General features: G+C 68.3%; 13 protein-coding genes. 7 read left to right on the top strand and 6 right to left on the bottom strand.

The genetic code is table 11. The features are described from left to right. Positions 1-6: 6 nt before the first annotated feature. Together BST13_RS16900 and BST13_RS16895 are read left to right on the top strand one after the other, a co-directional pair. Complete coding sequence (locus BST13_RS16900; RefSeq protein ID WP_083165179.1) at positions 7-1,218, top strand: M23 family metallopeptidase; 1,212 nt, start codon at positions 7-9, stop codon at positions 1,216-1,218. Then, a complete protein-coding gene (locus BST13_RS16895) occupies positions 1,205-1,579 on the top strand; it encodes a DUF3054 domain-containing protein (RefSeq protein WP_083165178.1) in 375 nt (124 codons plus the stop codon). Before BST13_RS16900 ends, BST13_RS16895 begins: the two co-directional genes overlap by 14 nt. On the opposite strand, the gene BST13_RS16890 is transcribed toward BST13_RS16895, so the two are convergent. The 4 genes from BST13_RS16890 to BST13_RS16875 all read right to left on the bottom strand — a co-directional run bounded on the left by BST13_RS16890 (position 1,567) and on the right by BST13_RS16875 (position 4,720). Continuing rightward, positions 1,567-2,910 (bottom strand): sensor histidine kinase, encoded by a 1,344-nt coding sequence (locus BST13_RS16890; protein ID WP_245839676.1) that lies wholly within the window; start codon positions 2,908-2,910, stop codon positions 1,567-1,569. The two genes, BST13_RS16895 and BST13_RS16890, sit on opposite strands and share 13 nt — an antisense overlap. 14 nt (positions 2,911-2,924) lie before the next feature. Further along, a complete protein-coding gene (locus BST13_RS16885; RefSeq protein WP_211296111.1) occupies positions 2,925-3,593 on the bottom strand; it encodes a response regulator transcription factor in 669 nt (222 codons plus the stop codon). 76 nt (positions 3,594-3,669) lie between these two features. Continuing rightward, complete coding sequence (locus BST13_RS16880) at positions 3,670-4,038, bottom strand: heme-binding protein (RefSeq protein ID WP_064943567.1); 369 nt, start codon at positions 4,036-4,038, stop codon at positions 3,670-3,672. A 139-nt stretch (positions 4,039-4,177) separates the two neighbouring features. Further along, complete coding sequence (locus tag BST13_RS16875) at positions 4,178-4,720, bottom strand: hemophore (RefSeq protein ID WP_083165177.1); 543 nt, start codon at positions 4,718-4,720, stop codon at positions 4,178-4,180. Positions 4,721-4,957: 237 nt separating this feature from the next. Between BST13_RS16875 and BST13_RS16870 the strand changes: the two genes are divergently transcribed. Genes BST13_RS16870 through BST13_RS16855 form a run of 4 tightly spaced genes read left to right on the top strand, consistent with a single transcriptional unit; the run spans position 4,958 to position 10,147 of the window. Beyond that, positions 4,958-7,810: an MMPL family transporter gene (locus BST13_RS16870; RefSeq protein WP_083165176.1), complete on the top strand. Its 2,853-nt coding sequence runs from the start codon at positions 4,958-4,960 to the stop codon at positions 7,808-7,810. Beyond that, entirely contained in the window at positions 7,807-8,343 is a 537-nt protein-coding gene (locus BST13_RS16865) for a transcriptional regulator (RefSeq protein WP_083165175.1), read from the top strand. Before BST13_RS16870 ends, BST13_RS16865 begins: the two co-directional genes overlap by 4 nt. Positions 8,344-8,400: 57 nt before the next feature. Further along, positions 8,401-9,693, top strand: a complete 1,293-nt coding sequence (locus BST13_RS16860) for an O-acetylhomoserine aminocarboxypropyltransferase/cysteine synthase family protein (RefSeq protein ID WP_083165174.1) — start codon at positions 8,401-8,403, stop codon at positions 9,691-9,693. Then, complete coding sequence (locus tag BST13_RS16855) at positions 9,686-10,147, top strand: CoA-binding protein (RefSeq protein WP_083165173.1); 462 nt, start codon at positions 9,686-9,688, stop codon at positions 10,145-10,147. The genes BST13_RS16860 and BST13_RS16855 overlap by 8 nt, the downstream gene beginning before the upstream one ends. Positions 10,148-10,152: 5 nt before the next feature. On the opposite strand, the gene BST13_RS16850 is transcribed toward BST13_RS16855, so the two are convergent. Beyond that, positions 10,153-10,842 carry a hypothetical protein gene (locus BST13_RS16850; RefSeq protein WP_083165172.1) on the bottom strand — a complete coding sequence of 230 codons (690 nt, stop codon included), beginning with the start codon at positions 10,840-10,842 and terminating at the stop codon, positions 10,153-10,155. Next, positions 10,839-11,447, bottom strand: coding sequence for a hypothetical protein (locus BST13_RS16845; protein WP_083165270.1), 609 nt, complete (start codon positions 11,445-11,447; stop codon positions 10,839-10,841). Before BST13_RS16845 ends, BST13_RS16850 begins: the two co-directional genes overlap by 4 nt. A 66-nt stretch (positions 11,448-11,513) precedes the next feature. On the opposite strand from BST13_RS16845, the gene BST13_RS16840 reads away from it, so the two are divergent. Beyond that, complete coding sequence (locus tag BST13_RS16840; RefSeq protein WP_083165171.1) at positions 11,514-13,490, top strand: M13 family metallopeptidase; 1,977 nt, start codon at positions 11,514-11,516, stop codon at positions 13,488-13,490. Positions 13,491-13,601 lie beyond the last annotated feature (111 nt).

The raw sequence follows: 13,601 nt of genomic DNA, 5'->3' as shown, positions 1-13,601 counted from the left end.
GCGCTCATGCGTTACTCCGCCGTGGCCCTCGCGCTGGTCGGTGCGCTGGCCACCGCACTGACCGCATGTTCGTCGGCGCAGGTGCCGCAGGCCACCACGACCACCTCGACCACCCCGCCCGCGGCGGCCACCCCGGTGATCGGGTCGGTGATCGCCGACCCCGTGCCGGTGCCGATGACCGACGGACGCACCCACCTGGCCTACGAGCTCATGCTGACCAACACCATGCCCGCCGACATCACGTTGAACTCGGTCAGCGCGCTGGACGGCGACCGTAAACTGCTGACGCTGTCCGGCGACAACCTGAAGTACTGGACCCGGTTGGTCGCGTTTCCGACCACCGGCACCAATGTGCTCGGCCCTGGCCAGAGCGCCTACGTGTGGCTCGACGTCATCGCCGACGACCCGGCGCACCTGCCCGGTCACATCGACCACGCCGTGACCGTGTCCGTGAGCAAGCCGATGCCACCGCTGATTCCCGCCGAGCTCACCGAGACCGTCGCACCTGCGTCGGTGCAGACCCGCAAGCCGGCGTCGATCACCCCGCCGCTGGCCGGCGACGACTGGGCCGATGTCAACAGCTGCTGCGACATGACCGCGCACCGCATGGCCATCAACCCCATCAACGGAAAGCTTTGGGCCGCCGAACGATTCGCCATCGACTACGTTCAGCTCGACGCGCAGCACCGCATCTTCACCGGCGACAAGGCCAAGGTGGAGAGCTACCCGTACTTCGGCGCCGACATCCATGCCGTGGCCGACGGCAAGGTGGTCGCGGTGCTCGACGGGCAGCCCGAACAGGTGCCGGGGGTGACCCCGAAAGGGCTGACGCTGCAGCAGTACGGCGGCAACCACATCGTGCAGGACATCGGCGACGGCAACTACGCGTTCTACGCCCATCTCAAGCCGGACAGCCTCAAGGTCAAACCGGGCGACGAACTCAAGGCCGGGCAGGTCATCGCCGCGCTGGGCAACTCGGGCAATTCCGACGCGCCGCACCTGCACTTCCATCTGATGGACGGGCCTGATCCGTTGGCATCCAACGGGTTACCATTCGTGTTCAAGTCGTTCCGGCTGGACTCTCGGCTGGTGTCGCAGGATTCACTCGATCCGCTGCTCGACGGCAAGCCGGCCGCGCTGCAGCCGGGTTTCGCCATCCGCGACCAATCCGGGGTCAGCCCACTGGTATTGGATGTGATGACGTATGCGACGGGCTAGCCTGCTTGCTCTGCTCGCGGATCTTGTTGCCGTAGTTGTCTTCTGCACCATCGGTCGGCGTAGCCATGCCGAGGGCATCACGTTGCCCGGCGTCGCCGAGACCGCGTGGCCTTTTCTGGTGGGCACGCTTGCGGGCTGGCTGGTGTCGCGCGGCTGGCAGCGCCCGACGTCGTTGGCGCCCACCGGCATTGCGGTCTGGCTCAGCACCGTGGTGGTCGGCATGCTGTTGCGCAAGCTCACCTCGGCCGGAGTGGCAGGCAGTTTCATCGTGGTCGCGTCACTGGTCACCGCGGTGCTGCTGCTGGGCTGGCGCGCCGCACTGGCGGGGTTGCGTCGCCGCAACCGCGTTCAGTCCAGCTGATCGCCGTCCGTCACCCGCTCCCGCGACGTCGACACCGTCAAGGTCGCCCGCAGGCCGCCCAGCGGACTGTCCGACAGCCGGATCGACCCGCCGTGTAACTCGGCCTGCTGAACGACGAGCGCCAGTCCGAGACCGGACCCGCCAGCACCCGCGGTGCTGCCCCGGCGGAACCTGCCCAGCACCGTCTCGTGTTCCTCGGCGGGCAGGCCGCGGCCATTGTCGTCGACCACGATCGTCAGCACCGATTGCCGGCGGTGCGCGGCCAGCACGATCCGGGTGGCCTCGCCGTGCGTGACGGCGTTGCGCACCAGGTTGTCCACCGCGAGCCGCAGCCCGGCCGGCCAGCCGAGCACCGATCCGACATTGCTGTCGGCGCGCACCTCGACCTCGACCGATCCGCCGCGCATGTTCTCCCGCGCCACCCGGTAGAGCATCTCGGTGACGTCGATCAGTTCCCGGTCCTCCTGCTGCGCAAGCTGACCCGACGCAAGCTGACCGAGCGCGGTGATGATGGCTTCCACCCGGCGCTGGGCACGGGACAGGTCGGCCACCACCTCGTCGCGCTCGTCCTCCGGTAGATCGTGGATGCGCAGCGTGTCGAGGTCGGCTCGCATCGCGGTGAGCGGCGTGCGCAGCTCGTGCGCGGCGTTGGCGGCGAAGTCCTGGGCGGCCTGTAGGGAATTGGTGGTGGCCTGCTGCGCGGCGGCCAGCCGGGTCAGCATGCCTGCCATCGCCTCGGACAGGTCCTCGGCTTCCCGGACGCCGCGCACCTCGGGCATGGTCGCGGTGTCGCGGCCCAGCTTGCTGGTGTGCTCGGTCAGCTTGCGCAGCGGCTGAACGGCGGGCCCGGCCAGCAGCCAGCCCAGCCCACCGGCGATCAGCACCGTGACGACGCCGACCACGATGTAGACCGGGATCCGGTTGGCGCTGAGCAGGATGCTGTCGGCGCGGATGCCGATCGACATCAGCAGGCCGCCGTCCTGGTCCAGCACGATGGTGCGGACCCGGTATTCGGCGCCGTTGACCTCCACGGTCGCGGTCCCCGGCGGCAGGGCAGGCAGCTGCGGCCCGCGCTGGAACACCAACTCGCCGGTGGTCTTGGCCCGGCCGGTGGTCAGCACGCCGCGGCGCGGATCCTGGAACTGATCGGGGTTGAAGCTGGCGTCGATGATCGAGTCGAGTCGGCGGTCCAGCTGCGCGGCGTCGTTGTTGGCCAGCACCACCGAGGTGAGGATGGTGAACACCGCGACCACCGCTGACGCCGCCACCGCGGCCGCGATGGCCACCCTGGTACGCAGCGATGTCGACCGGAACAGGCTGAACAGCCGCACCTAGCGCCGGGCCCTCACGACTCGTCCCGCAGCACGTAACCGATGCCGCGCACGGTGTGGATCACCCGGGGCATGTCGTCACGCTCGAGCTTGCGGCGCAGATAGGACACGAACACGTCGGCGACGTTGGTGTCGACGTCGAAGTCGTAGCCCCACACCAGTTCCAGTAGCCGCTGCCGGGACAACACCACACCGGCGTTCTCGGCGAGCACGGCCAGCAGGTCGAATTCGCGCTTGGTCAGCTCCACCCGCTCGCCGCCGACGAACACCAGCCGGCGTGCGGTGTCGATGGTCAGCGGACCTACGGTCATGCTGTCCGACTGCCGGTCGGTGTGGCTGGACCGGCGCAGCAGCGCGTTCAATCGCGCCACGAGTTCACCCAGGTCGAACGGCTTGGTGAGATAGTCGTCGGCGCCGGCCTCCAGACCGGCGATGCGGTCGTTGACGGTGTCCCGCGCGGACAGCACGCAGATCGGGATGTCGTTGCCCAGCGCGCGCAGCGCCGTCACCACCGCGACGCCGTCGAGTTCGGGCATCTGCACATCGAGTACCAGCGCGTCATGCGACTCGCTGGACAGCAGCCGCAGTGCTTCCTTACCGCTGGCCGCGCCCCGGACGTCGAACCCGGAGTGCCGCAGGCCGCGGGCCACCGAGGTACGTACGTCCGGGTCGTCGTCGACCATCAGGACCGTGCGATTCGCGCCGTCGGGCACGACCGGTCCTTCGCCGTTCGCGGGGGAGTTTCCCACCCGCACCAGGTTACGGGGTCTGAGGCGGTGTGCCGCCGCACCGATTCTTCAGATCGACCAGAGGCTGGCGGATCCCGGTCAGATCGGCCTTGGTCTGCGGGTTCTGCTCGAGGTAGTCGTGCACCTTGGTGCGCACCTGATCCCGGGGCAGCCCCTTGAGGCCGGTGAAGAATGCGTTCACGTCCGGGTGGGTGAAGAGGTAGGCGGACGTCGAGGCGGACACACCCGAGGCCACTCCGGCAAGGTCAGCCGCAGTGCAGTTGGGCGGGTCATCGGCCATGGCCGACGGGATCGCACCGAACAGCATCGCGCCGGCAACCGCGCCGGCGCCGGCCACGCCGGCTACGACGCGCCGCGCGTTCAGGGCCGAGAGCAACATGGTCAAGCTCCTTCATCGGATGGGAGGCCGTAACCCCGGGCGGGTACCGGCATTGCAAGCTAAGCAGAATCCGGTGCGAGTTTCCCGCCTTGTGCCCAACGAAGTGTGTCCCCGGCCAGACGAGGTCCGGTTCGACGCGCTAGCGGGTGGTGGTGGTACCCGTCGCGGTGGTGACGCCGGGCAGGCTTCCCGGGTTGAAACCAGGGCTTGCCGCGGGCCCGGGCAGCGGGCCGGTGCCGGGCACGGCGGCGTTCAGCGCCGACGGCACACCGGCGGGCACGCTCTGCTGCGCACCCTGCAGCAGACCCATCATCTGCGGGAGGCTGACCGGCAACCGGCAGCGGGTACCGAGGCTGACCAGAGGCGACTGCAGCTGCTGCATGTCCTTGGCCACCTGCGGGTTGGCGTCGAAGTACGCCTTGACCGCGCCGAGGCTCTGCGGGCCTGCCTGCTGCTGGCTGATGGTGGTCAACGCCTGGTTGGTCTGCGGGTGGGCGTCGAGGTAGGAGCCCATGTTGGTGGCGACGCCGCCGACGGTCTTGGCGACCTCACTGGCCGCGCACGGATCGGTCCCGGCGGTTGCGGTCGGCCCCAGGAACAGGGTGACGGCCACGCCGCCCGCCGCGGACACTGCAAACGCGCCGGCAAGGCCGCGGCGCAGCCCAGCAGATATCGGCTTCATGGACAGGCTCCTCACGATCGGCGGCATGCGAAGCCCCCGACGCATGCACAGCCGGGGGCCATCTTGCCATCTATGTCGCGGTGTCAGCGAATAGCGTTAGCGGCGTAGGCGGTAATCCAGCCCACATCACGGTGCGGTCTCATGGCGGCCGACGGGCGGGTGAGCCTACCGCAGTGCGAGGTACGCTTCCGTACGCAACGCCGGGGGAGAAAGAGGGGACCTCGCATCCAGCAGTTCATGATGCGCTTGAGCAGCAATCTGCGCAGATTCCGCTGGGCGGTGTTCGCCACCTGGTTGCTGCTGCTGGTGCCCTCCGTCTACCTCGCGATGAACCAGTCGTCCAATCTGACCGGCGGCGGGTTCGAAGTCGAGGGTTCGCAGTCGCTGTACGTGCAGCGCCAGCTCGAAGACCACTTCCCCGATCAGGGCGCCTCCCCGCTGGCGCTGGTCGCGGCGCCGCGCGCAGATGCGTCGTTCGATGACATGAACACCGCGGTGGCGCGGCTCGAACAGATCGCCAAGCAGGTCCCCAGCGTCAAGATCGTGCCCAACCCGCAGCAGCCAGCGCCGCAGCCCGACCGGCCCTATGTGCTGACCCTGCAGCTGGACTTCAACAACACCGGCGCGGTCGACGTCGCCAAGCAGCTGCGCCAGAAGGTCGGCATCCACGGCGACCAACCCGGTGAGACCAGCAACGGCAAGGTCAAGTTCTATGTCATCGGGCAGGGCGCGCTCGGCGCCGCCGCCACCCAGGCCACCAAGCACGACATCACCGCGGCCGAGAAGTGGAACCTGCCGATCGTGCTCATCGTCCTGCTGGCCGTGTTCGGCTCGCTGGCCGCCGCAGCGCTGCCCCTGGTGCTGGGGATCTGCACGGTGGTGGTGACCATGGGACTGGTCTATCTGCTGTCGATGTTCACCACCATGAGCGTGTTCGTGACGTCGACGGTGTCGATGTTCGGCATCGCGCTGGCCATCGACTACTCGCTGTTCATCCTGATGCGCTTCCGCGAGGAACTGCGGGCCGGGCGCGACCCCACCGAGGCGGTCGACGCCGCGATGGCCACGTCCGGGTTGGCCGTCGTGCTGTCCGGGTTGACCGTGATCGCGTCGATGACGGGCATCTACCTGATCAACACGCCGGTGCTGGTGTCGATGGCCACCGGCGCGATCCTCGCGGTCGCGGTCGCGGTGTTGACGTCGACGACGCTGACGCCCGCGGTGCTCGCGACCTTCGGCCATGCGGCTGCCAAACGCTCGTCGTATCTGCACTGGTCGCGCCGGGTCGAGGCCAGTCAGTCCAAGTTCTGGACCCGATGGACCGGCGCGGTGATGCTGCGTCCGTGGGCGTCCGCGCTGGCCGCCGTGGTGCTGCTGCTGACGCTTGCGGCCCCGGCGTTCTCGATGGTGCTCGGCAACAGCATGCAGCGTCAGTTCAAACCGACGCACGAGATCCGCGGCGGGGTCAACGCTGCCGCCGACGCGCTCGGTCCCGGTGCGCTCGGCCCGATCCGGGTGCTGGTGACGGTGCCGGACGGGAAGGCCGCCGAAAAGGCTGCGGTCGACGCCGTGCGCCAGCAGATGGCCCAGGCGCCCAGCGTGATCATGGTGCAACCCCCGGCGTTCTCCGACAACGGCAACGGCAACAGCGCGCTGCTCTCGGCGGTGCTGTCGGTGGACCCCGAGGATCTGGCGGCCCGCAAGGCTGTCGACTGGATGCGGGACAAGCTGCCCGCTGTGGCCGGTCCGAACGTCCGCGTGGACGTCGGTGGTCCCACCGCGCTGATCAAGGACTTCGACGACCGGGTCTCGGCGACGCAGCCCTGGGTGTTCGTGTTCGTCGCGCTGATCGCGTTCGTGATGCTGCTGGTGTCGATCCGGTCGTTGTTCCTGGCCCTCAAGGGCGTGCTGATGACCGTGCTGTCCGTGGCCGCGGCGTACGGCAGCCTCGTGGTGGTCTTCCAGTGGGGTTGGTTCGAGGGGCTCGGCTTCGAGAAGCTGAGCTCGCTCGACAGCACCATCCCACCGCTGGTGCTGGCCATGACCTTCGGCCTGTCGATGGACTACGAGATCTTCCTGCTGACCCGTATCCGCGAACGGTTCCTGCAGACCAACAGCACGCGCGACGCCGTCGCCTATGGCGTCAGCACCAGTGCCCGCACCATCACCAGCGCGGCGTTGATCATGATCGCGGTCTTCATCGGTTTCGCGTTTGCCGGCATGCCGCTCGTCGCCCAGCTCGGCGTGGCCTGCGCGGTGGCCATCGCGGTGGATGCCACAGTGGTCCGGCTGGTACTGGTGCCCGCCCTGATGGCGATGTTCGACGAGTGGAACTGGTGGCTGCCGCGCTGGCTCGACCGCATCCTGCCCGAGGTGGATTTCGAGAAGCCGCTGCCGAAGGTCGAGGTGACCGACCTTGTCATCATCCCGGACAACATTGCCGCGACGGGCCCAACCGGAGCCGATCTGCGCATGATGGTGCGCTCCGCTGCCCGCATGAAAAGCCTTGCTCCACAGACTATTACGGTCGCCGATCCGCTGGCGTTCAGCGGCTGCCGCGAGTTCACCACCCGGCTGGCCGAGCAACGCCCTGGCCGCGCCAAACCGTGCGCCGTGCATCCGGTGACGATGTGGCGGGGCCGGCTGTCGGTCGCCGTCGACGCGCTGGAGACCGAGGCCGACACCAAACGCGCGCCCGTGGAGCGTCGCGGCCCGATGGAGACCACCAACGTGCAGCTGCCCACCGGCGACCGGCTGCAGATCCCGACGGGCGCGGAAACCCTGCGGTTGAAGTGCTATCTGATCATGTGCCGCAACACCACCAAGGATTTCGCCGAGTTTGCTGACCTGGTCGACTCGATGGAAACCCAGACAGCGGCTCTGGTGTTGTCGGGCATGGACCGGTATTACTGTGGTCAGCAACCCAGAAGTCGGTGGGTGGCGACCCAGTTGGTACGCCGCTTGGCCGATCCGCAGCCGTCCGACGAACACGATGTCAGAATGTCTGGACCAGAGGCTGCAAATGACTGGGAGAAAGTCAGGCAACGCTGCCTGTCGGTGGCTGTAGCGATGCTGGAGGAGGCGAAGTGACGTTGGCCCCGGAGGCACGGGACACTCGCGAACCACACCGCGAGAGCGTCCCCCCGCGCGGGCGTTCTCGCTCCCCTCTGCCCCCGCGCAAACCTCCGTTCGACGACCGGCCGGTCGAGTACTGGCCCACCGCAGCGATCAGGGCCGCGCTCGAGACCGACGACATGGCGGTGTGGCAACGGATCGTGGCCGCCGTCAAGCGAGACCCCTACGGCCGCACGGCACGTCAGGTCGAGGAAGTTCTGGAGACCGCACGCCCGTACGGAGTGTCGAAAGCGCTGTCCGAGGTGCTGGTGCGCACCCGCGAACATCTCGAGGCCAGCGAACGCGCCGACGTGGCTCGCGGGATCCAGGGGCTGCTGCGCCGGTCAGAACTGGCTCCGCAGGAGTTCGCCTCCCGCGCCGGGGTTTCCAACGAAGACTTCGCCAATTACCTGGAGGGCACGGTCAGCCCGCCTGCCTCGCTGCTGCTGCGGATGCAGCGGTTGTCGGACCGGTTCGCCAAGCTCGCCGCCCAGCGCTCGGGACAATAACGCCACCGCGATCGCAACTCTGGTCGTCCCGCCCCGACACTCGTACGCTGCCCAGCCGTGACTGACCGGATTTTCGGTTTGGCCACGCGCGCCATCCATGCCGGACAACGTCCGGACGCGGGTACCGGCGCGCGGGTGACACCGATCTACGCCAACGCCAGCTTCGTGTTCACCGACACCGACGATGCGGCCAACCTGTTCGCGCTGCAGAAGTACGGCAACGTGTACAGCAGGATCGCCAACCCGACGGTCGCCGCATTCGAGGAGTGCATCGCCAGCCTTGAGGGTGGTCTCGGCGCGGTGGCCACCGCGAGCGGCCTCTCGGCGCAGTTCGCGGTGTTCGCCGCCCTTGCCCGGGCGGGCGACCACATCGTGTCGGCGGCAAGCCTGTACGGCGGCACCGTCACCCAACTCGACGTCTCACTGCGCCGCTTCGGAATCGACACGACGTTCGTCGCAGGCACTGACCCGGCGGACTATGCGGCTGCCATCACCGACCGCACCCGGCTGGTCTACGCCGAGGTGATCGCCAACCCGTCCGGTGAGATCGCCGACCTGGCCGGGCTCGCCGACGTGGCCCATGCCGCCGGGCTGCCGCTCGTCGTCGACGCCACGGTCGCCACCCCGGCGTTGTGTCGGCCCATCGAGCACGGCGCGGACATCGTGGTGCACTCGGCAACCAAGTTCCTCGGCGGGCACGGCACCACGCTCGGCGGTGTGGCGGTCGACTCCGGCCGGTTCGATTGGGGCAACGGCAAATTCCCGGCCTTGACCGAGCCGGTCGCGTCCTACGGCGGGCTGAGCTGGTGGGGCAACTTCGGCGAATACGGCTTCCTGACCAAGTTGCGCAGCGAGCAACTGCGTGATCTGGGTGCCGCCTTGGCCCCGCAGTCGGCGTTCCAGTTGTTGCAGGGCGTGCAGACGCTGCCGCAGCGGATGGCCGCCCACATCGCCAATGCCCGGGCGGTCGCACAGTGGCTGGAGGCCGATCCGCGGGTGAGCTATGTGCGCTGGGCGGGCCTGCCGTCGCACCCGCATCACGAGCGGGCGGCGCGTTACCTGCCCGACGGGCCCGGCGCAGTATTCGCGTTCGGGGTCACGGGCGGCCGGGCCGCGGGCGAGAAGTTCATCAACGCCGTGCAACTGGCCAGCCACCTGGCCAACATCGGTGACGTGCGCACCCTGGTCATCCACCCGGCCAGCACCACGCACCGCCAGCTCACCGACGAGCAGCTGCGCACCGCCGGTGTCGGGCCCGAGCTGGTGCGCATCAGCGTGGGCATCGAAGACGTCGAGGACATCATCTGGGATCTGGACCAGGCCCTCACCCAGGCAGGCAAAGATGACTGACGCCCTGACCCGCCAGCGCATCCTGCGCGAGACCCGATCGGTGGCCATCGTCGGCGCCTCGGCCAACACCTCGCGCGCCAGCTACTTCGTCTGGACGTACCTGAAATCGACCAGCGACTACGAGCTTTTCCTGGTGAACCCGACCATCAGCGAGATCGATGGCGTTCCGGTCTATCCCACCCTCGCCGACCTGCCTGCCGTCCCCGACCTGGTCGACGTCTTCCGCCGCCACGACGACCTGCCGAACGTGCTCGACGAGACCATCGCGGTCGGCGCGAAGACGCTGTGGCTGCAACTGGGCCTGCGCCACGATCAGGTCGCCCGCGACGGCGCAGCCGCCGGCCTGCAGGTGGTGGCCGACCGCTGCCTGAAGATCGAGCACGCCCGGTTCGCCGGTGGGCTGCACCTGGCCGGGTTCAACACCGGGGTGATCGATTCGCGCCGGCCGCGCTGAGTGCTCTAGCGGGAGTGCAGCGGCACCACGTTGTCGACCACCCAGCGACCGTCGGACTTGGTCAGCGTGACGCGCAGCGCCAGCACGGCGTTGTCGGCAGGCTTGCCCGGCACGCTCTGGGTGCCGCGCAGCACCACCGCGACGCTGGCCGCCGCGGGGCCGAGCGCCTCCACGCCTGCCGAGATGGTGCTTGCCGTCGCCGAGACGTTCTTGCTCGTCAAATCCTTGGCGACGCCGGAGAATTCCTTCTTGAACGCGTCGGCTCGCTCCGGCGTCATCATGGCCGCGGCCCGGTCGATCGAGGCGGTCGGGCTCTGCGGCGCAAAGGTGGCGGTGGCCTCCGCGACGCTGCTGGCGATGCGCACCACCTGGCCACGGTCGCTGTTGAAGGCGTTGTCGGGCTGCGTCCAGCGCAGGTAGCCGACGAGCACCGCGGCCACCAGGGCGACCGTCGCCACCCCGACAACGGCCAGCCGTAGCCCGGGCCCGTCGTCGTCGGTGCCGACGGTCACGCCGTCGCGGCGCGCCAGCACCACGTTGACGATCACGCCCTGCACGATCAGCAGGCACAGCACCGAGCACACCGACACCCACCACAGCGGCCAGGCCAGCGCCAGGCCGATGAACACCAGCGCCAGGATCGCGGCCAGCGGCGCGAGGATGTCGAAGGCCAGGACTCTCAACCGGTTCCTCATCGGATCGGCTCCAGCCGCGAGATCATCAACTGTCCGTCGACGTCGGAGACGTCCAGTCGCAGCGCCCAGCGCACGGTCTGCGGTTTGTCGGAGCCGGCGTTCTGACTCACCGAGGTGGCGACCACCAGCACATGGTCGATGCGCGAGACCAGACCGGTCAACTCGGGCTGGGGCGGCTGCTGGGGCGCGCCGTTCGGACCTGGCGGCGGGTGGTAGATCGATTCGATGGACACCGAGTCGATCTGTCCGGTCGAGTTGGACTGCAGCCGCTTGACCAGGTCCCGGAACGGCTGGACGGTCGCGTCGAAGTCGGTGTTGAGCTGTCCCACGGTGCCTTCGTGCAGCTTCTGCACGCCCGATTCGACGGTGTCCTTGTTGAGGTTGATCAGGATGTTGGTCCAGTCGGCGGCGGTTTGCAGCACACGCGTCTGGTAGGCCCGCTCGTCGGCCGCACTACGGTGTCCGGTCCAGATCAGGGCGGCCAGCACGACGGCGGCCACCGCGATCACCCCCAGTACCGCCGACGCGACGCCGTAGCCGGTGAAGAGGCCGACGGCGCTGTCTTCGCTGTCGTCGGTGCTGTCCTTGGCAGGGGCTTCGGGCATGCGCGTGAGGCTACCGGTGCCTTCCGAGGCCCAGAGCACCGCCGAGGCGTCTGGAAGAATGTCGGGGTGACGGTAGAAGCTATCAAGTCCGGTATCGACCTGAGCCATGTCGACGCGCAGGCCCGCCCCCAGGACGATCTATTCGGCCACGTCAACGGCCGCTGGCTGGCCGACTACGACATCCCCGCCGACCGCGCCACCGACGGCGCGTTCCGGTCCCTCTATGACCGGGCCGAGGAGCAGATCCGCGATCTGATCACCCAGGCCGCCCAGTCGGGCGCCGCGAACGGCACCGACGAGCAGCGCATCGGCGACCTGTACGCGAGCTTCATGGACGAGCAGACCATCGCCGAGCGTGGGCTGGCCCCGCTGCTCGACGAATTGGCCAGCATCGATGCGGCCACCACCCCCGACGAGTTGGCCGGGGTGCTCGGTGCGCTGCAGCGGACGGGCGTCGGCGGCGGTGCCGGCGTGTACATCGACACCGATTCCAAGGATTCGACGCGGTACCTGCTGCACGTCAGCCAGTCCGGGATCGGGCTGCCCGACGAGTCCTACTATCGCGATGATCAGCACGCCGCGATCCTGGCGGCCTACCCGGCGCACATCGCGCGGATGTTCAGCCTCGTCTATGGAGGGGATCAGACCGAGACGGCCGCCCGCATCGTGGCGCTGGAGACCAAGCTGGCCGCCGCGCACTGGGACGTGGTGAAGCGTCGTGATGCCGACCTGACCTACAACCTGCGTGCGTTCGCCGATCTGCCTGTCGACTCGCCCGGATTCGACTGGTCGGTGTGGGTGCGTGGCCTCGGGACGACGCCCGAGGCGGTGGCCGAACTCGTGGTCCGCCAGCCCGACTATCTGACGGCCTTCGCAGCGCTGTGGTCGAGCGAAGACCTCGAGGACTGGAAGGCGTGGGCCCGTTGGCGCGTGATCCACAGCCGGGCCGGCCTGCTCACCGACGATCTGGTGGCCGAGGATTTCGCGTTCTACGGCCGCACCCTCAGCGGCACCGAGCAGATCCGCGACCGGTGGAAGCGCGCTGTGTCGGTGGTGGAGAGCCTGATGGGCGACTCCCTGGGCAAGCTCTATGTGCAGCGGCACTTTCCGCCGGAGGCCAAGGCCCGGATGGACGAGCTGGTGGCCAATCTGCGTGAGGCCTACCGAGTCAGCATCACCAACCTCGACTGGATGACGCCGGAGACCCGGGCCAAGGCGTTGGACAAGCTCGACAAGTTCACCCCGAAGATCGGCTACCCGGCGCGCTGGCGGGACTATTCCGAGCTGGTGATCGTGCGCGACGATCTGTACGGCAACTACCGGCGGGGCAACCTGATCAATTCCGACCGGGAGCTGGCCAAGCTGGGCGGGCCGGTGGACCGCGATGAGTGGTTCATGACCCCGCAGACGGTCAACGCGTACTACAACCCCGGCATGAACGAAATCGTCTTTCCCGCAGCCATTCTGCAGCCGCCGTTCTTCGACGCCGACGCGGACGACGCCGCCAACTACGGCGGTATCGGGGCGGTCATCGGTCATGAGATCGGCCACGGTTTCGACGATCAGGGCGCCAAGTACGACGGCGACGGCAATCTGGTGGATTGGTGGACCGATGCCGACCGCGCCGAATTCGGGCTGCGCACAAAGGCTTTGATCGAGCAGTACGAGACGTTCACGCCGCGTGCGCTGGACGCGAGCCACCACGTGAACGGCGCCTTCACCGTCGGCGAGAACATCGGCGACCTCGGTGGGCTGTCCATCGCGCTGCTGGCCTATGAGCTTTCGCTCAAGGGTGAGGAGCCGCCGGTGATCGACGGGCTGACCGGCGTGCAGCGGGTGTACTTCGGCTGGGCCCAGGTGTGGCGCACCAAATCCCGTGACGCCGAGGCGATCAGGCGGTTGGCGGTCGATCCGCACTCACCGCCGGAGTTCCGCTGCAACGGCGTGGTCCGCAACATCGACTCGTTCTACAAGGCGTTCGACGTGACCGACACCGACGAGCTGTACCTGGATCCCGCCCAGCGCGTGCGCATCTGGAACTAGTTTTTCTCCCGCGAGTTCTCCTGCCGAGCAGTCACTGCGGTACGCGACACGCCGCGTTTGCGGTACCGCTGTGACTGCTCGCCGGGGAAACTCAGCGGTATTTGGCGACGT

Source organism: Mycobacterium aquaticum (assembly GCF_002086485.1).
Lineage (GTDB): Bacteria > Actinomycetota > Actinomycetes > Mycobacteriales > Mycobacteriaceae > Mycobacterium > Mycobacterium aquaticum.
This window is presented reverse-complemented; position numbering and strand designations above follow the sequence as displayed.

Excerpts from the sequence above, each read along its gene's own strand:
- BST13_RS16900 (WP_083165179.1), top strand. The coding sequence starts at position 7 with ATGCGTTACTCCGCCGTGGCCCTCGCGCTGGTCGGTGCGCTGGCCACC.
- BST13_RS16895 (WP_083165178.1), top strand. The coding sequence starts at position 1,205 with ATGCGACGGGCTAGCCTGCTTGCTCTGCTCGCGGATCTTGTTGCCGTA.
- BST13_RS16885 (WP_211296111.1), bottom strand. The coding sequence starts at position 3,593 with ATGGTCGACGACGACCCGGACGTACGTACCTCGGTGGCCCGCGGCCTG.
- BST13_RS16880 (WP_064943567.1), bottom strand. The coding sequence starts at position 4,038 with ATGTTGCTCTCGGCCCTGAACGCGCGGCGCGTCGTAGCCGGCGTGGCC.
- BST13_RS16875 (WP_083165177.1), bottom strand. The coding sequence starts at position 4,720 with ATGAAGCCGATATCTGCTGGGCTGCGCCGCGGCCTTGCCGGCGCGTTT.
- BST13_RS16870 (WP_083165176.1), top strand. The coding sequence starts at position 4,958 with ATGATGCGCTTGAGCAGCAATCTGCGCAGATTCCGCTGGGCGGTGTTC.
- BST13_RS16855 (WP_083165173.1), top strand. The coding sequence starts at position 9,686 with ATGACTGACGCCCTGACCCGCCAGCGCATCCTGCGCGAGACCCGATCG.
- BST13_RS16850 (WP_083165172.1), bottom strand. The coding sequence starts at position 10,842 with ATGAGGAACCGGTTGAGAGTCCTGGCCTTCGACATCCTCGCGCCGCTG.
- BST13_RS16845 (WP_083165270.1), bottom strand. The coding sequence starts at position 11,447 with ATGCCCGAAGCCCCTGCCAAGGACAGCACCGACGACAGCGAAGACAGC.